Origin of the sequence: Shinella sp. BE166, from assembly GCF_051201095.1 — a bacterium.
Taxonomy (GTDB): domain Bacteria; phylum Pseudomonadota; class Alphaproteobacteria; order Rhizobiales; family Rhizobiaceae; genus Shinella; species Shinella lacus.
Map to the genome: position 1 here is coordinate 533159 of NZ_JBPEHL010000004.1, position 16944 is coordinate 550102.

Annotated in this window: 14 protein-coding genes and 1 pseudogene; 8 read left to right on the top strand and 7 right to left on the bottom strand. The window is 66.0% G+C overall.

Going from position 1 to position 16944, the window contains the following annotated elements:
* Positions 1 to 28 precede the first annotated feature (28 nt).
* Positions 29 to 811: pseudogene (locus J2Y63_RS13320) on the bottom strand (SDR family oxidoreductase).
* A 138-nt stretch (positions 812 to 949) separates the two neighbouring features.
* Between J2Y63_RS13320 and J2Y63_RS13325 the strand changes: the two are divergent.
* The 5 genes from J2Y63_RS13325 to J2Y63_RS13345 all read left to right on the top strand — a co-directional run bounded on the left by J2Y63_RS13325 (position 950) and on the right by J2Y63_RS13345 (position 2740).
* The gene (locus J2Y63_RS13325) at positions 950 to 1156 is read left to right on the top strand and encodes a hypothetical protein (protein ID WP_435266455.1); all 207 of its coding nucleotides are present in this window, start codon (positions 950 to 952) and stop codon (positions 1154 to 1156) included.
* A gap of 15 nt (positions 1157 to 1171) precedes the next feature.
* Positions 1172 to 1564: a CBS domain-containing protein gene (locus J2Y63_RS13330; protein WP_435266456.1), complete on the top strand. Its 393-nt coding sequence runs from the start codon at positions 1172 to 1174 to the stop codon at positions 1562 to 1564.
* On the top strand, positions 1561 to 1827 hold the full coding sequence (locus J2Y63_RS13335; RefSeq protein ID WP_435266457.1) for a DUF982 domain-containing protein: 267 nt from the start codon (positions 1561 to 1563) through the stop codon (positions 1825 to 1827). Before J2Y63_RS13330 ends, J2Y63_RS13335 begins: the two co-directional genes overlap by 4 nt.
* A 32-nt stretch (positions 1828 to 1859) precedes the next feature.
* Positions 1860 to 2117 carry a DUF2934 domain-containing protein gene (locus J2Y63_RS13340; protein WP_435266458.1) on the top strand — a complete coding sequence of 86 codons (258 nt, stop codon included), beginning with the start codon at positions 1860 to 1862 and terminating at the stop codon, positions 2115 to 2117.
* Between the two features lie 62 nt (positions 2118 to 2179).
* Positions 2180 to 2740: a type 1 glutamine amidotransferase domain-containing protein gene (locus J2Y63_RS13345; protein WP_435266459.1), complete on the top strand. Its 561-nt coding sequence runs from the start codon at positions 2180 to 2182 to the stop codon at positions 2738 to 2740.
* Positions 2741 to 2765: 25 nt separating this feature from the next.
* Here J2Y63_RS13345 and J2Y63_RS13350 read toward each other — a convergent pair whose 3' ends face one another.
* Together J2Y63_RS13350 and glgX are read right to left on the bottom strand one after the other, a co-directional pair.
* Positions 2766 to 3824 carry a DNA topoisomerase IB gene (locus J2Y63_RS13350; protein ID WP_435266460.1) on the bottom strand — a complete coding sequence of 353 codons (1059 nt, stop codon included), beginning with the start codon at positions 3822 to 3824 and terminating at the stop codon, positions 2766 to 2768.
* A gap of 10 nt (positions 3825 to 3834) precedes the next feature.
* On the bottom strand, positions 3835 to 5919 hold the full coding sequence (gene glgX, locus J2Y63_RS13355; RefSeq protein ID WP_435266461.1) for a glycogen debranching protein GlgX: 2085 nt from the start codon (positions 5917 to 5919) through the stop codon (positions 3835 to 3837).
* 223 nt (positions 5920 to 6142) lie between these two features.
* Between glgX and treZ the strand changes: the two genes are divergently transcribed.
* The 3 genes from treZ (at position 6143) to treY (ending at position 10934) form a co-directional block, all read left to right on the top strand.
* Positions 6143 to 7921 (top strand): malto-oligosyltrehalose trehalohydrolase, encoded by a 1779-nt coding sequence (treZ, locus tag J2Y63_RS13360; RefSeq protein WP_435266462.1) that lies wholly within the window; start codon positions 6143 to 6145, stop codon positions 7919 to 7921.
* Positions 7922 to 7982: 61 nt separating this feature from the next.
* A complete protein-coding gene (locus J2Y63_RS13365) occupies positions 7983 to 8357 on the top strand; it encodes a CBS domain-containing protein (RefSeq protein ID WP_435266463.1) in 375 nt (124 codons plus the stop codon).
* Positions 8358 to 8426: 69 nt separating this feature from the next.
* Positions 8427 to 10934 (top strand): malto-oligosyltrehalose synthase, encoded by a 2508-nt coding sequence (gene treY / locus J2Y63_RS13370; RefSeq protein ID WP_435266464.1) that lies wholly within the window; start codon positions 8427 to 8429, stop codon positions 10932 to 10934.
* Between the two features lie 7 nt (positions 10935 to 10941).
* On the opposite strand, the gene J2Y63_RS13375 is transcribed toward treY, so the two are convergent.
* From J2Y63_RS13375 to kdpB, 4 genes are read right to left on the bottom strand one after another with little or no spacing between them, the layout of a single operon-like run.
* Positions 10942 to 11634: a response regulator gene (locus J2Y63_RS13375; protein WP_256119704.1), complete on the bottom strand. Its 693-nt coding sequence runs from the start codon at positions 11632 to 11634 to the stop codon at positions 10942 to 10944.
* Positions 11631 to 14324, bottom strand: a complete 2694-nt coding sequence (locus tag J2Y63_RS13380; protein WP_435266465.1) for an ATP-binding protein — start codon at positions 14322 to 14324, stop codon at positions 11631 to 11633. Before J2Y63_RS13380 ends, J2Y63_RS13375 begins: the two co-directional genes overlap by 4 nt.
* 8 nt (positions 14325 to 14332) lie before the next feature.
* Positions 14333 to 14902, bottom strand: coding sequence for a potassium-transporting ATPase subunit KdpC (gene kdpC / locus J2Y63_RS13385; RefSeq protein WP_435266466.1), 570 nt, complete (start codon positions 14900 to 14902; stop codon positions 14333 to 14335).
* 2 nt (positions 14903 to 14904) lie between these two features.
* Positions 14905 to 16941 (bottom strand): potassium-transporting ATPase subunit KdpB, encoded by a 2037-nt coding sequence (kdpB, locus tag J2Y63_RS13390; RefSeq protein WP_435266467.1) that lies wholly within the window; start codon positions 16939 to 16941, stop codon positions 14905 to 14907.
* Between the last annotated feature and the right edge of the window lie 3 nt (positions 16942 to 16944).

The following is a 16944-nucleotide window of genomic DNA, read 5'->3' on the forward strand; positions in this document are numbered from 1 at the left end:
CACAAGGTCGGCGGGGAACGCCAGAGGGTCAGCGCAACAGGCCCTGCCCGCCGTCGATCCAGAGTGGAATGCCGGTAATGTGGCGGGCCTTCGAGGAGGCGAGGAAGAGGATGGCGTCGGCCACCTCGTCGGCCGTTCCGGGCTTGCCGTCGGAGACGGGAATGTCGCCCTCCGGCCAGACGACGGGAATGCCGGATTCGCCCGCACCGCGCTGCTTGGTGTTTTCGTCGATGCTCGTTTCGATCGCGCCGGGGCAGACGGCCGTGACGCGGATGCGCGCCTTGCCGAGCTCCAGCGCGAGCTGCTGCACCATGGCGAGCTGTGCTGCCTTGGTCGCGGCATAGGCGGTGGCGCCGGGCGTGGAGAAGGTGCGCGTGCCGTTGATGGAGGAAACGACGACGATGGCGCCCTCGCCTGCCTTCTTGAGGAAGGGCACGGTCAGGTGCAGCGTCAGATAGGTGCCGCGCAGGTTGACGGCGATCGTCTCGTCCTATTCGGCGGGTTTCAGGTCGTCGATCGGCGCCCAGACGCCATTGATGCCGGCATTGGCGACGACGACGTCGAGGCTGCCGAAGGTGGCGACGAGTTGCTCCACGGCGCTACGCATCGAGGCTTCGTCCGTCACATCCGCCGCAAGTGCCAGACCCGCGCCGCCGAGCGCCAGGATCTCCTTTGCGACGGCCTCGACCTCTTCCGCGGTGCGGCTCAGCACGCCGACGCTTGCGCCATGGCGGGCGAAGGCGAGCGCCGTGGCCTTGCCGATCCCCGATCCGGCACCTGTGACGAGGGCGACCTTTCCTGCAAACAGCATGGGCAACTTCCTCTTCGTTATGCCGGTTCGGCTCGACAACAATGCCCGGGAGACACGTCGGTTCCCCGGTTTTTTGGGAACCAAGCCGCAGCACCCGCGTTTGTTCAGCAGTCGAAGCCCGTTCGCAGGAGTGTACCCGTGCGCCAGAAGAAGAAGCCGCTAGCCCGCAAACCCGCCGAAACCCCGGACGCCGACCTTCGCAACAGCCGCAAACGCCGCAATTCCTGGGAGCCGCAGGTCATCGTGCCGCAGCAGGTCGATCTGCCGCTTCGCCAGCCGGAGCGCGACGAGGTGGTCGTGCCCGCCGCGCCGAACGGCCGCAGCCTCATCAACGGACGGCTTTGAAGGGGACTGACCAAGATGCTTGTCAAGGACGTGATGTCCGCCCAGATCGTCACCGTCTCCCCCAATGACACCGCACAATCGGCAGCCCGGCTGATGGCCGAAACCGAAGTGGGCGCGCTGCCGGTCGAAGTGCCGGGCGTCGGCGCCATCGTCGGCATCATCACTGATCGCGATATTGTCGTGTCGGTCCTGGCGCGGGGACATTCCACCTCCACCGCTATTGCGGAATTCATGACCGTGTCGCCTGAGCTGTGTAACGAGAAGGACGACACGGAAACGGTGGCGGCCCGCATGCGCGAACTCGGCGTGCGCCGCCTCGTGGTGGTGAACGACGACCGGCGTGTCGTCGGCATCGTCAGCCTTGTCGATATTCCGGCCGAAACCCAGAGAGCGGAGGGCCTGCAATGACCATTTTTGCAACCGACCGGCTTTGGGACGAGGCGGTCGTGCTTGAGGGCGACCAGCAGGTCCTGCGCGTGCAAAGCACGCGCGACGCCCTGCTCTGCATTAAAAACCATTGGCCGATCAAGGACGGACCTGCGGCGCTGACGGCGAAAAGCGTCTGCGAGCAGGGGCTGGCAAGCGACGACGACCCGGCCTTCGCGCGCCGGGCCTTTATCGAGGCCGCCAAGGAGGCAGGCTTCCGCGTGAACTCATGGACGGCGGCATAGACCGCTGCCACTTGTCGAAGGGACACATCATCGTGAACGACGAACGCCAGGAATGGATCAGCAAGCGTGCCTATGGCCTGTGGGAGGCGGAAGGCCGCCCGCAGGGCAAGGATGGCGACCATTGGGAACAGGCGGCGCGCGAACGCGCCGACCTCGAAAAGGTCGCGCTGCCCGAACATGCCGCAAGACACAATTCGCATGAGGCCGACGACGCGACCCGCGCCGCCGTCGACCTCACCCGCCAATCGCTGCCCGAAGACGGCGACGAGGAATCTTCGCTCCGTCACTGAGGCGGCGGCGAAGGCATTCCGGAAAGCCCCGATGGGGCACCACACATGAGAAAGGATAAGCCATGCCCTCCATCAAGGAAGCACGCGTACTCATTCTCGCCACCGACGGCTACGAGCGCTCCGAACTGCGCGTACCGCTGGATGAACTGAAGAAACGCGGCGCGGCGGTGAAGATCGCCTCGCTGGAAAAGCGCCCGATCAAGAGTTGGGACGAGAAGGACTGGGGCGATACGGTCGACGTCGACCTGACCGCAGAGGAAGCCTCCTCGAAGGACTTCGACGCGCTCGTGCTGCCCGGCGGCCAGATCAACCCGGACCTCCTGCGTGCCGACGAGAAGGCGATGCGCGTCGTCAAGGACTTCCTCGCGTCGGGCAAGGTGGTGGCGGCGATCTGCCATGCGCCCTGGCTGCTCGTCGAGGCGGATGCGTTGCGTGGCCGCAAGGCGACCTCCTATGCCTCGATCCGCACCGACCTCATCAATGCCGGTGCGGACTGGCGCGACGAGAAGGTGGTGACCGACAAGGGCATCATCACCTCGCGCTCGCCGAAGGATCTCGACGCCTTCGTCGCGAAGATCGTCGAGGAAATCGAGGAAGGCCGGCACGAACGCCGCGCGGCCTGAGATCATCTAACCGCTGAAGCGCCGGCTATGCGTCCTGCATGGCCGGCGTTTTCTTGCGCGCACGACGGCGCGCATTGCGGCGGCTTTCGAGGAAGCGCAGCAGGCGCTCCTCCTCCGCCCGCAGCCCAGTGATCGTGAGCGACGGGCGGCGCAGCGCCAGGCGCAAGGCCTCGGGCGCTTCGGCGAGCGCGATGATATCGGGGTGGATGTAACTGGACCGGGCGATGGCCGGCGTGTTGTGCAGCGTGTCCGCCGCCGCTTGCGCCATGCCCTTGATCGTCGGGCGGCCCCCCTCCTCGACCGCATGGCGCGCCATGGCGAAGGCGGCAAGGCTGCCGGCCCAGGTGCGGAAGGTCTTTGCGGAAACGGCAATGCCGGAAATATCGGCGAGATACAGGTTGAGCCGGCCGGAATCGATCGGCCGCACAAGATCCGTATCGTCCTTCCAGACGAAGAGCTGGCGGCCCGGCAGGTCTGCGCAATCTTCCAGCAGGCGCTGGAGGCGGGGATGTTTCAGCGTTCGCTGCACGCGCTTGCCGCCCTTGGCGTTGAAGCGCAGTTCGATCTGCCCCTCGGCAAGCCGGACATGGCGTTTGAGCAAGGTCGTCGCGCCATAGGTCTTGTTTTCCACCGCATAGGCCCGGTTGCCGACGCGAAGCTGCGCCTCGTCAAGCAGCACCGTAATCGCCGCCAGCATCGTATCGACCGTGCCGGGCGCGCCGTCGAGATCGCGCCGCACCGCGCGCCTGAGTTTCGGCAAAGCGCGGCCGAAGGCAATCAACTGGTCGAACTTGTCGCCGCTTTTCAGTGCCTGCCAGTCGGGATGGTAGCGGTATTGTTTTCGCCCGCGCGCGTCGAAACCGGTGGCCTGCAAGTGGCCGTGCTCGTCGATGCAGATCCAGACATTCTGATAGGCCGGCGGCAGGCCCAGCGCAGCGATGCGCGCCTTCAGCGCCGCATCGCGCACCAGGGAGCCGTCCGGGAGGCGATAACAGAAGCTGCGGCCGGCGCGCTGGCGCCGGATTCCAGGCTCGCTGTCGGAGACATAGACGAGACCGGTCTCTTTGAGGTTGTCCGGCGCCATGTTTTGCGGCTCATCCCACCGGTTCGAAGACGGCGACGCTGCCGCCGTAGACCATGGCCAGGCTTTGCGCCGGATGCTCGGCATAAGCGTCGTCCTCCGCGCCGGTATCGAGCACCCGCTTCCACGCCTTGATGCCGTTCACCTCCGGCAGCTTCACCTGGCAATCCCCGCCAGCATTCAGGACGAGGAAGAGCTGGTCCGGCCCCTCGCCGTTCGCCGGCTTCGAGAGGAACAGGCCGAGCGCCCTCAGGTTGCCGTCCTTCCAGGCGGCATCGGTCATGAAGGCGCCGTCGGGCCGATACCAGGCGATCTCGATCGTGCCGTCCTCGGCGGCGTCGCCCGTCAGGAACCGCTCCTGCCGCAGCGCCGGATGGGCCTTGCGGAAGGCGATCGCACCCTTGCAGAAATTCAGGAACGGATCGTCGAGCCCGTCCCAATCGGTCCAGCCGACCGCATTGTCCTGGCAATAGGCGTTGTTGTTACCCTGCTGGCTGTTGCCGAGCTCGTCACCGCCGAGCAGCATCGGCACGCCCTGGCTGAGCATCAGCGTCGCGATCATGTTGCGCCGGCGGCGGTCGCGGGCGGAAAGGATGTTTGCGTCATCGGTCGGGCCTTCGGCGCCCATATTGTGCGAATGGTTGTCGGAGTGGCCGTCGCGATTGTCCTCGCCATTCGCCTCATTGTGCTTGCCGTCATAGGAGACGGTGTCCATCAGCGTAAAACCGTCATGGGCGCTGAGCAGGTTGATCGAAGACGTGGACCCGCGATCGGAGTGGTTGAACTGCGGCGCGGAGCCCGTAAGGCGCGATGCGAGCCCGGAAACAAGGCCGCCGTCACCCTTCCAGAAACGGCGCACGTCGTCACGGTACTTGTCGTTCCATTCGCGGAACGGATGCGGGAAACCGCCGACCTGGTAGCCGCCGTCGCCGACATCCCACGGTTCCGCGATCAGCTTGACGCCAGAGAGAATAGGGTCCTGCCGGATCGCATCGAAGAACGTGCCGTCGCGGTCGAATTCGATGTGGCGCGTGCGGCCGAGGGTGCTCGCAAGGTCGAAACGGAAACCGTCGACATGCATGACGCCGACCCAGTAGCGCAAGCTGTCCAGCACCATGCGCAGCACCATCGGATGGGCGATGTTGACCGTGTTGCCGGTGCCGGTCGTGTCGTAGCTGTGGCGCAGGTCGTCCGGTGACAGACGGTAATAGCTGAGATTGTCGAGCCCGCGGAAGCTGAGCGTCGGGCCACGTTCCGAACCTTCGGCCGTGTGGTTGTAGACGACGTCCATGATGACCTCGATGCCGGCGGCATGGAAGCGTTTCACCATGGTCTTGAATTCGGTGACGGCGCGGCCGGAAAGGAAGCGCGGCTGCGGCGCAAAGAAGCCGAGCGTCTGGTAGCCCCAATAGTTGCGCAGCCCCTTTTCCAGCAGGTAACGGTCGTCCGGGAAATATTGGATCGGCAGGAGCTCGATGGCGGAAATGCCGAGATCGACGAGATGTTCGACGATCGGATCGCTCGCCATGCCCATGAAGGTTCCGCGCAGCTCCTCCGGCACGCCCGGATGGCTCATCGTCATGCCGCGCACATGCGCCTCGTATATAATCGTCTCCGTCCATGGCCGGCGGATGGCCGCGTCGCCCGCCCAGTCGAAATCTGGATCCTGCACCATGCCCTTCACCATGAAGGGGGCGCTGTCGCGCTCGTCGAAAGACAGGTCTTCCGCCGCGTCCCCGATGCGGTAGCCGTAGAGCGCATCGTCCCAGGCGATTTCGCCGACGATCTGCTTGGCATAAGGGTCGAGCAGCAGCTTGTTCGGGTTGAAACGGTGGCCGTTCTGCGGATCATACGGCCCGTGCGCGCGGTAGCCATAGACCGTGCCGGGTTTCAGCCCGGCAATGTAGCCGGACCAGATGTCGCCTTCGCGCTTGGGCAGCGCCAGGCGGGCGGTTTCCTCTTTGCCGTCCTCGGAAAACAGACAAAGCTCCATCTGCTCCGCATGGGCGGAAAAAACGGCGAAATGCGTGCCTTCGCCGGTGAATTCGGCGCCGAGCTCCGGCTTCATGAAATCGAGTTCGGAAAATGAGTAACTCATGCGATAGGTCCCCTTTGGTCGAGCATTGGCCTTCCCTGGATGAACCTGCGGATGGCGCCGAGAGCGGACGCGCCGTCGCAGATGTCTGATCGCACCCGCACAGCGGAAACCTCCGCCGGGGCTTTGAAAAGCGATGGTGCAACGCGAAAAGAAGCGGATTGTTCCGGAACTTTTTCGCCGCCTTCCGGTTCAATCTTGCTGCAAAGCAACAAAGAGGAAGCGGATGAGCGAGCCAGCACCGACGCCGAGAACCTGGGGACCGCGCATATTGGAGGACGGCCGGGTGCAGTTCCGCCTCTGGGCGCCGGCCGAAAACGCCGTGACGCTGCTTGTCGGCGGGCACGAGATCGGCATGCAGGCGGAGGACGACGGCTGGCATGCGGTGGAAACCGACCGCGCCCGGCCCGGCGACGCCTACACGTTCCGGCTCGCCGACGGCAGCGAGATCGCCGACCCCGGCTCCCATGCCCAGAAAAACAGCGTCGAAGGCCCGTCCGTCATCGTCGATCACGGCCGCTACGCCTGGCAGAACCCGGGCTGGAAGGGCCGCCCGTGGGAAGAGGCGGTGGTCTACGAGCTGCACATCGGCACCTTCACGCCGGAAGGCACGTTTCGCGCGGCGATCGAACGGCTCGCCCATCTGCGCGACATCGGCATCACCGCCATAGAGATCATGCCGGTCGCCCATTTCGCCGGACGCCGCGGCTGGGGTTACGACGGCGTGCTGCATTATGCGCCGCACAGCGAATACGGAACGCCGGACGACCTGAAGGCGCTGGTCGATGCGGCGCATGGCCATGGCCTGATGGTGCTGCTCGACGTGGTCTACAATCACTTCGGCCCGGCCGGAAACATCCTGCCGCGCATCGCCCCGCCCTTCTTCCACCCCGAACGCCACACGCCCTGGGGCGCGGCCCTTGCCTTCGAGCGGGAGGCCGTGCGGCGCTATTTCATCGAGAACGCGCTGCACTGGATCGTCGACCACCGGTTCGACGGCCTGCGCTTCGACGCGACCGAGGAAATCGAGGACGAGAGCGAAAGCCATATGCTGCTCGAAATGGCGCAGACCATCCGCCAGGCCGCGCCGGACCGCCAGATCCATCTCGTCGTCGAGGATCAACTGAGTCGCAAAGGCCTGCTCAACCGCGACGGCGGAATCGTGCATCACTATACGGCCGGTTGGAACGACGAGTTCCACCATGCCTTGCATGTCATCGCGACGGGTGAAAGGCAGGGCCACTATGCGGCCTTTGTGGAAAAACCCTACGAGGCGCTGAGTGCGGCGACCGCCCGCGGCTTCATCCATGCGGATCGCAACCGGGATCGCGTCGGCCCGGCGCCGCAGGATCCCCTGCCGCCGCAGGTCAATGTCAACTTCCTGCAGAACCACGATCAGATCGGCAATCGCGCCTTCGGCGACCGGCTCGTCACCGTCGCCGATCCCACACTCCTCAATGTGATGACCGCGCTCCTGCTTCTCGCCCCGCCGGTTCCCATGATGTTCATGGGCGAGGAATATGGCGAGGACCGACCTTTCCTGTATTTCGCCGATTTCGAGGGGGACCTGGCGCGGGCCGTGCAGGAAGGCCGCAAGAAGGAGGCGGAAAAATTCGGCGGCCTGAAGCCGGGCCAGACCATCGCCGACCTCCCCGATCCCGTGTCCGAGGAGACCCTGCAACGCTCGAAACTCGACTGGTCGCGCGCCGCCTCCCCCGATGGCCGGCAGCAGATCGGTTTCGTGCGCGAACTGATCCGGCTACGACAGATGCACGTCGCGCCGTTGCTCGCGGAAGAGGCGCCCGAGCCGCATGTGTTTTCCACCGAGGAGGGCGTTCTCGCCATCGACTGGCGTTTTCCAACGGCGACGCTCGGCATCCGCGCGAATTTCACGTGGGAAGGCAGGCCGTGGCCGGCGATCGGCGGCGAGGCGATCTTCGAGCTCACCGCCGGCACCTCGCCCGGCCCCTCGATCATCGTCGCCGTGGATCGCCGCCGGAACTAGGGCCGTTGGAACCAACGTCCCCGTCGTCTGTTCTTAGAGAAAGTGCAAAAAGAGGTCCCCCATGTCCATCGGCGATATCATGACCCGCAATGTCCACCTCGTTCGGCCGGAGGAGACCCTGCAATATGCCGCAAGCCTGATGGCCGAGTGGGATATCGCATTCCTGCCGGTGGCGGATGCGAGCGGCCTGGTCGGCACGCTGACGGATCGCGACATCATCCTGCGTGCCGTCGCCCCGGGGCTCAACGCCGAAACCACGAAGGTCGGCGACGTCATGACGACGAACATCACCTATTGCTACGACGACGAGGCGCCGGAGGGCGTGCTTGCCAACATGCAGTCGCTGCACCTGCGCCGCCTCGCCGTGCTCGACCGGCAGAACCGGCTGGTGGGCGTCGTTTCGCAGACGGATTTCAAGCGCCACCGGGCAGCCTGACGGAAGCGGATGGAACAAATCGGGAGGATATGCGTTACTGAGGCGCTGAAACCGCACTTCCAGGACCTCATGACACTCCCCCACTCGACCTATCGCCTCCAGTTCCGCAACGGCATGGACTTCGCAGGCGCATGCCGGCTTGTGCCCTATCTGGAGCGACTGGGCATCAGCCACCTCTATGCGTCGCCGATCATGACAGCGGTCGGCGGATCGACGCACGGCTACGACGTCACCGATGCCAACGAGATCGATCCAGCGCTGGGCGGCCTTGAGGGGCTGCGCGCGTTGGCGGAGGTGCTGCACGCCCGAGGCCTCGGACTCATCCTCGATATCGTGCCCAATCACATGGCGGCACACCTCGAAAACCCCTGGTGGCACAGCGTCGTGGCCTTGGGCGCGGACAGCCCTTTCGCCCGCCACTTCGATATAGACTGGACGGAACCGCTGACGCTGCCCTTCCTCGGCAAGGCTTTCGAGGAGGAGGTCGCGGACGGCACGATCCGCCTCGCTCACGACCCCGCGCATGACACGCCGGCGCTGCGCTATCACGACAGCTTCTATCCCCTGCACCCCGGAACCCACGATCAAGCGCTGGAAGGATCTGCGGACCTGGAGCAGATTTCCAGCAATCCGGCAGGCATCGCGGCCATTCACGCGGCGCAGCCATGGCGGCTGACGGACTGGAAGACGGCGGGGCGGCACCTGAGCTACCGGCGCTTCTTCGAGATTGCCGGCCTCGTCGGGTTGCGCGTCGAAGACCCGCAGGTCTTCGACGACAGCCATCGCCTGACGCTTGCGCTCGTGCGCGACGGCACCGTGGATGGCCTGCGCATCGACCATATCGACGGACTTGCCGATCCCGCGGCCTATCTGGAGCGGTTGCGCAGCGCCGTCGGCCCGGACCTCCCCATCTTCGTGGAAAAAATCCTGGAGAAGGAGGAGCCCTTCGCCACGTCATGGCCCGTCGAGGGCACGACGGGCTACGAATTCATCGCCTCGCTGGCGGATGCGCTGGTCGACGAGCAAGAAGGCGGCAGGCTTTCAAAAACCTTCTCGCCGTTGCGGCGCGAGGGCCATGCCGGCAGCTACGGCGAGGAGATGCAGGCGAGCAAACGGCAGATGCTTTCGGAAAATTTCGAGGGCGAGGTCAAGCGCGTCGCCATGCTGGCAAAGGCGCTCGCCGACAGGGCGCAGGCGGACCTGTCGCGCGCGACGCTGGTCGATGCGATCCGCGGCCTGGTCATCGCGCTCCCCGTTTATCGAACCTACACGACGGCTGCCGGCGGCGACGAACGCGACCGGCTTGTGCTCTCGGCCGCCCGCCAGCAGGCGCTGGATGCGGCGCGCCCGGAGGTTCGCGAAGCGATCGATTTCATCTTCGAGCTGCTCGTCGACGACGAGACCTGCAAGGCGCTGCCGGACTGCGTCGAATTCCGCACCCGCCTCCAGCAGCTGAGCGGCCCGATCATGGCTAAAGCGCTGGAAGACACGCTGTTCTACCGGGAAAACGCCTTCATCGCACTGAACGAAGTCGGTGGCGATCCCGGCAGGCCGACCGGCGGCCCCGAAGCCTTCCACGCCGCCATGTCGGCCCGCGCGCAAACCATGCCGAAGGGCCTGTCGGCAACCTCGACGCACGATACGAAGCGCGGCGAAGACGCGCGGGCGCGGCTCTACACGCTGAGCGAGGCGCCGGACCGATGGATCGCCGCAACAGAGCGCTGGACCACCCTCAACGCCCGTTTTCGCCGCGCTCATGTGCCGGAGCCGGATGTCGAATGGCTGATCTATCAAGCGCTCGCCGGCATCTGGCCGATCGGCGGCCTGGAGGATCACGCGGCCATGCAGACGCTCGGCGCGCGTTTGACCCCCTATATCGAAAAGGCGTTGCGCGAGGCAAAACTAGCCTCCGACTGGAGCCAGCCGGACGTCGGCTATGAGGAAAAGGTCACGGGCTTTGTTACCGACCTGCTCGGTCACGAGCCGTTCCTCAAGGATTTCAACGAGACGCTCTTTCCCTTCATCGATGCCGGGCTGATGAACTCACTGGCGCAGACGCTGATCAAGCTGACGGCGCCCGGCATTCCGGACATCTATCAGGGCAGTGAGCGCGCCGACTTCTCGCTTGTCGACCCCGACAACCGGCCCCTGCTCGACGTCGCATCCCTCGCCGTGCCGGAAAGGCCGCAGCCCGCGCGCGCCCATTTCACGGACTACAAACAATGGCTGGTCGCGACCGTGCTCGCGGAGCGGGCACGACACCCCGGTCTGTTCGCGGGGCCTTACGTTCCGATCGACCTGTCCGATGGCAACCGGCAGGCCCTCGCCTTCCTGCGCGGCACGCCGCAGGCCTTTGCCCTGACCATCGTTCCGCGCCTGACCTTCGGCAAGACGCGGCCCAACGCCCTGCTCCTCACCGACGACGCCACGCACGGCCGCGCACTGACGCTTCCCGCCAGCTTCGAAGGCCGCTCCGTGCGGTCGGCACTCGACGGCCGCGCATTCACGCTCGGCCGCACGATGGCAATTGCCGAGCTTTTCCAGACCGAACCTGTCGCCCTGCTCGTCAGCGCCTAGCCGGGCATCACTCCTGGTCGACGACCAGCCGGTACCCAACGCCGGGTTCGGTGCGCACGATCGCGGGATGCGTCGGGTCGCGCTCAATCTTCTGGCGAAGCTGGCCGATGAAGACACGCAGGTAATGCAGGTCCTCGCCATGCGCCGGCCCCCAGACGGAGGTGAGCAGCGTCTTGTGCGTGACCACCCGGCCGGCATGGCGGGCGAGCAGCGTCAGGAGATCGTATTCCTTCGGCGTCAGGCGCACCGCTTCGTCATCGCGCGACACCAGCCGACGCACGGTGTCGATCACCAGCCCGTCGGTGGAAAGCGTCGCGGGCGCCGCTTCCGAGCGCTCACGGTGGCGTAGCGCGTTGCGGATGCGGGCGGTCAGCTCGCCGATGCCGAAGGGCTTTTCGATATAGTCGTCGGCGCCGAGATCGAGGGCCGCGATCTTCTCGCTTTCGCGCTCGCGGGCCGAGAGGATAATGATGGGGATGGTCGTCCAGCCGCGCAGGCTGGCGATGACCTCCTTGCCGTCCATATCCGGCAGGCCGAGGTCGAGGATGACGAGATCGGGTGCGGCGGTCGCCACCGCCTTCAGCGCCTCGCCGCCCGTCGCCGCCTCGACGACGTCGTAACCGGCCGCCTTGAGCGCGGGCCGCAGGAACCGCTGGATCTGCGGCTCGTCATCCACCACGAGGATACGCTCGTTCGTCATGGCGTCTTGCAAGCCTTCGTCTTGTCGCCGGCCGGGAAACGGATGACGATGCGCGTGCCCTTCTTTTTCAGCGCCGGGCTTTCCGCATGGATCTTGCCGCCCATCGCCTCGACGAAACCGCGGGCGATGGAGAGGCCGAGCCCCGTGCCGGGCGACCGCCCGTCCGGCTTGCCGCGCCGGTAGAATTTTTCGAAGACGCGATCGATTTCGGCGGGCGGAATGCCCTTGCCGAGATCGGTGACGGAGATCAGCACATCCGCCCCGTCGCGCCGGGCATAGACGTTGACAGGCTCGTCGCCGCCATATTTCACCGCATTGTCGAGCAGGTTGAACAGAACCTGGCCAAGCAGCACGCTGTCACCTTCCACAAGCGGCAGGTCCGGCGCGATGCCCGTCTCGATCAGCCGGCCCGGAAAATATTTTCGCGCCCGCTCGACCGCAGACTGCACGACATCGGAAACATCGACCCAGTCGCTCTTCGGCTTCAGCGTGCCGGCCTCGATGCGGGTCATGTCGAGCAGGTTGCCGACGAAGCGGCTCATGCGGCTGCCCTCCTCCTCGATCGACTGGAGAAGGTCGACGCGGCTCTCGGGCGTCATCTTGTCGCCGAGCTGGCGAAGGCTGGTGACGGCGCCCATAATGGTGGCGAGCGGGGTCCGAAGGTCGTGCGAAATCGAGGAGAGCAGCGCCTCGCGATAGCGTTCGCCCTCCAGCCGCGCCGCCTGTTCCACGCTCGCCTCCGAAAGCCGCGCCCGGTCGAGTGCGATCGCCGTCTGGTCGAGGATAGCGGAGAGCGCCCGTTCCGCGTTGATGTCGAGACGCACATCCGTCTGCTGGATGCCGCAGACTCCGACGAGCCCATGCGGCCCCATCAGCGGGCGGAACTCGAAACGGCTGTTCGGCAGGGTGCCGGTGCCAAAGCCCGCCTGTTCCTGCTTGTCGCGCGTCCAGCGCGCCGCCGTGAAATCGGTGACGTCCAGTTCCGTATCCGGCGGCCAGACGGCGGCGACCTTGAGATCGCTCTTGTCGGGAAGCAGCAGCACGATGTTGCGCTTGAGGCTTGCCTGGAGATGCGAGACCGCAACCCAGATCGCATCGTCCGCCTTGGCCGTCGTCGAGAGCTTGCGCGAGAAATCGTAGAGCGATTGCAGCGCGGTGGCACGCACACGGGCGACCTCCGCTTGCTCCTTGATGCGCGAGGCGAAACCGCCGGCGATGATGGCCACCGTCAGGAAGACGACGAGCGCGAAGACTTCGTGCGGCGCGGTGATCGTGAAGGTGTGCAGCGGATCGATGAAGAAGAAGTTGTAGGCGAGCGCCGAGAGGACCGCGGCGATGAAGGCCGAGACATAGCCGCCCATCACGGCGGCGCCAAGCACGGCGAGCAGGAAGAGCAGCGAGATATTCGGAAGTTCCGCGACCATGTCGATCATCTTGCCGACGGCCGCCATGGCGCCGGTGAAGGCGACCGCGATGAGCGCCGATTGCCGGAAGGAGGCGACCCCGGGCGGCGAGAGGCGCGTGGGGACGGGCAGCTTTTCCTTCTTGTCCGGCGTCACGAAATAAACGCCGAGGCCGGCCGCGCGGCGAGAAAGCGCATCCGGCAGCGAGGGTGAGAAAAACCGCGTCCAGCCATGGTGGCGCCTGGCGCCGATCACGATCTGCGTCGCGTGCTCGCGCCGCGCCAGCTTCAGAATTTCCTCTACGAAATCATTGCCGACCACGCGGCGCGTTTCGGCCCCGAGCTGTTCGGCCAGCCGAAAGAGCCCTTCCATACGCTGCAGGCGCACCGTCGTCTCCACCTCCCGGTCCGCCCGCTCGATCGAAACGACGAGCCAGGGGGCGTTGAGGCCGGAGGCAAGGCGGCTCGCCACGCGCACGACCTTTTCAGACAGGTCGTCCGGCCCGACGCAGACGAGCAGCCGTTCGCCGGTCGCCCACGGGCCTTCGATGGCGTTCTGCTTGAGGTAGTCGACCATCTGGTCGTCGACGCGGTCGGCAGTGCGGCGCAGCGCGAGTTCGCGCAACGCCGTCAGGTTGCCGAGGCGGAAGAAGCGGTCGACAGCGCGGCTGGCGCTTTCCGGCAGGTAGACCTTGCCCTCCTTCAGCCGCTCGATCAGTTCCGTCGGCGGCAGGTCGACCAGCACCACCTCGTCGGCCTTCTTCAGCACGACATCCGGCACGCGCTCGCGCACCGTGACACCCGTGATCTGCGCCACCAGGTCGGCGAGGCTTTCAAGATGCTGGATGTTGAGCGCCGTCCAGACATCGATGCCGGCGGCGATCAGCTCCTCGATATCTTGGTGACGCTTCGGATGCCGGCTGCCCTCGGGGTTGGAATGGGCAAGCTCGTCGACCACCACGATGCGCGGATGGCGCGCGAGCGCGCCATCAAGGTCGAATTCCTCAAGCACGCGGCCGCGATGGGCGACGCGCGTGCGCGGCAGCGCCTCCAGGCCATCGAGCAGCGCGGCGGTCTCACTGCGACCATGGGTTTCGGCAAGGCCGACGACGATGTCGGCCCCTTCGGCCTTCAGTCGCCCGGCGCGCGTGAGCATGGCGTAGGTCTTTCCCACGCCGGGCGCTGCCCCCAGGAAAACGGTCAATTTGCCCCGGCGGTCTTTCTCCGCCAGGGCAAGCAATGCATCGGGATCGGGTCTGCGATTGTCGTCGCGGTCGTCGTCCGCCATTCGTCCTCTCAAGATTCCCGCGCGTCGAGCGCCAGGTTGAGCTTTAGCACGTTCACCTGCGGCTCGCCGATGAAACCGAAAAGACGGTCTTCTATCTGCTGCGTGACGAGGTCCGCAATCGCCGCCGCCGGCAATCCACGGGCCTTCGCGACACGGGCGACCTGCGCACGGGCGAATTCGGGGGAAATATGCGGGTCGAGGCCGGAGCTGGAGGTCGTCACGGCGTCGGCGGGGATGGGCGTGACGATCCCCGTCGCCTTTAGCCGGTCGATATCCGCCTGCACGCGATCGCGGAGCTTGACCGAGGTGGTGCCGAGGTTCGAGCCCGACGAGGCGGCGGCATTGTAGGCCTCCGGTCCGGTCGCGGAGGGCCGCGGCCAGAAATACCTGTCCGTGGCGAAGGCCTGGCCGATCAAAGCGGAGCCGATGACGGCGCCGTTCCTTTCGATCAACGAGCCATTGGCGGCGGCCGGCATGACGGCCTGCGCGATGCCGGTGACGGCAAGCGGATAGGCAAGCCCCGTCAAAAGCGTCAGGGCGAGGAGAAGCGTGAGGGCCGGGCGAAGATGGTTCAGCATGATTACACCAGATGTAGGGCGCTGACGGCGAGGTCGATAGCCTTGATGCCTGCAAAAGGCAGGATGAGGCCGCCGACGCCATAGACGAGAAGGTTGCGACGAAGCAGGGCGGCGGCACCGGCCGGGCGATAGGCAACACCGCGAAGTGCGAGCGGGATCAGCGCGACGATGATCAGAGCGTTGAAGATGACCGCCGAAAGGATGGCCGACTGCGGCGAGGCGAGGTCCATGATGTTGAGCGCGTTCAGCGCCGGATAGGTCGCGACGAACAGCGCCGGGATGATGGCAAAGTATTTTGCCACGTCGTTGGCGATGGAGAAGGTGGTCAGCGAGCCGCGCGTCATCAGCAGTTGCTTGCCGATCTCGACGATCTCGATGAGTTTGGTCGGGCTCGAATCGAGGTCCACCATGTTGGCCGCCTCGCGCGCGGCTTGCGTGCCGGTCTGCATGGCGACGCCGACATCGGCCTGCGCGAGCGCCGGCGCATCGTTTGTGCCGTCGCCGCACATGGCGATGAGGCGGCCACCCTGCTGCTCGCGGCGGATATAGGCGAGCTTGTCTTCCGGCGTCGCTTGGGCGAGGAAATCGTCGACACCGGCTTCGGACGCGATGGCCGCGGCGGTGACGGGGTTGTCGCCCGTCACCATGACGGTGCGGATGCCCATGGCGCGAAGGGCCGCAAAACGCTCCTTGATGCCGGGCTTGACGATGTCCTTGAGGTGGATGACGCCGAGCAGGCGCTGGCCATCGGCAACGGCCAGCGGCGTGCCGCCGCTGCGTGCGATCGTCTCGACGGCACGGCGGAATTCGGCCGGCGCATCGCCCTCGTTGAGCCCGGCAAAACGCAGCACGGCATCGACCGCCCCCTTGCGCAGCCGCCGGCCGCCGATATCCACGCCGGACAGGCGGGTCTCGGCGGTGAACTCGATCACCGCATCGAAGCGCGCCTGCGGCATGGCGACGCCGAACTCACCGGTGGCGAGCGCCACCACGGAACGGCCTTCCGGCGTTTCGTCGGAGAGGCTCGCGACCAGCGCGGCTTCCGCAAGTTCCGACTGCGTCACGCCCGGCGCCGGCGCAAAATCGCTTGCCATGCGGTTGCCGAATGTGATGGTGCCGGTCTTGTCGAGCAGCAGCGTATCGACGTCGCCGGCCGCCTCCACCGCGCGACCCGAGGTGGCGATAACGTTGAAGCGCACGAGGCGGTCCATGCCGGCAATGCCGATGGCCGACAACAGGCCGCCAATCGTCGTCGGGATGAGCGTGACGAGCAGGGCCGCGAGAACCGTGACCGTCAGAACCGTGCCGGAATAGCCGGCAAGGCCCCAGATGGCGACGCAGACGAAGAGGAAGATCAGCGTCAGGCCGGAGAGCAGGATCGACAGCGCAATCTCGTTCGGCGTCTTCTGCCGCTGCGCGCCTTCAATCAGCGCGATCATGCGATCGACGAAGGAGGAGCCGGGCGCCACCGTGATTTTCACCTTGATCTCGTCGGACAGCACCTGCGTGCCACCGGTGACGGCCGAGCGGTCGCCGCCGGATTCGCGGATGACAGGGGCGGATTCCCCGGTGATGGCGCTTTCGTTGACCGAGGCGACGCCTTCGATGACCTCACCGTCACCCGGGATCAGCTCGCCGGCCGCAACGAGCACGACATCGCCGACGGTGAGGCTGGTGGCGGGCACCGTCTCGGCCGCGCCGGACGCCGTCAGGCGGCGGGCAACGAGTTCGGACTTGGTGCGCTTCAGGCTATCCGCCTGGGCACGGCCTCGGCCTTCCGCGACAGCCTCCGCGAAGGTCGCAAAGAGCACGGTGAACCAGAGCCAGGCGGCGATCTGGCCGGAAAAACCGGCCTGGCCGTTGCCGGCGACGAGGTCGCGCAGGAAAAGGATGGTGACGACGGTGGCGACGACTTCGGTGACGAAGATCACCGGATTGCGCAGGAGCTGGCGCGGATCGAGTTTCACGAAGGCGTCGCGTGCGGCCGGCAGCACGATGGCGGGGTCGAAAAGGCCCGGCGCTTGGTGGTCCTTTGACATGGA

Bases quoted from the DNA above. Each gene is read 5' to 3' on its own strand.
- J2Y63_RS13330 (WP_435266456.1), top strand. From the start codon at position 1,172: ATGCTTGTCAAGGACGTGATGTCCGCCCAGATCGTCACCGTCTCCCCC.
- J2Y63_RS13335 (WP_435266457.1), top strand. From the start codon at position 1,561: ATGACCATTTTTGCAACCGACCGGCTTTGGGACGAGGCGGTCGTGCTT.
- J2Y63_RS13345 (WP_435266459.1), top strand. From the start codon at position 2,180: ATGCCCTCCATCAAGGAAGCACGCGTACTCATTCTCGCCACCGACGGC.
- J2Y63_RS13350 (WP_435266460.1), bottom strand. From the start codon at position 3,824: ATGGCGCCGGACAACCTCAAAGAGACCGGTCTCGTCTATGTCTCCGAC.
- glgX (WP_435266461.1), bottom strand. From the start codon at position 5,919: ATGAGTTACTCATTTTCCGAACTCGATTTCATGAAGCCGGAGCTCGGC.
- treZ (WP_435266462.1), top strand. From the start codon at position 6,143: ATGAGCGAGCCAGCACCGACGCCGAGAACCTGGGGACCGCGCATATTG.
- J2Y63_RS13365 (WP_435266463.1), top strand. From the start codon at position 7,983: ATGTCCATCGGCGATATCATGACCCGCAATGTCCACCTCGTTCGGCCG.
- treY (WP_435266464.1), top strand. From the start codon at position 8,427: ATGACACTCCCCCACTCGACCTATCGCCTCCAGTTCCGCAACGGCATG.
- J2Y63_RS13375 (WP_256119704.1), bottom strand. From the start codon at position 11,634: ATGACGAACGAGCGTATCCTCGTGGTGGATGACGAGCCGCAGATCCAG.
- J2Y63_RS13380 (WP_435266465.1), bottom strand. From the start codon at position 14,324: ATGGCGGACGACGACCGCGACGACAATCGCAGACCCGATCCCGATGCA.
- kdpC (WP_435266466.1), bottom strand. From the start codon at position 14,902: ATGCTGAACCATCTTCGCCCGGCCCTCACGCTTCTCCTCGCCCTGACG.
- kdpB (WP_435266467.1), bottom strand. From the start codon at position 16,941: ATGTCAAAGGACCACCAAGCGCCGGGCCTTTTCGACCCCGCCATCGTG.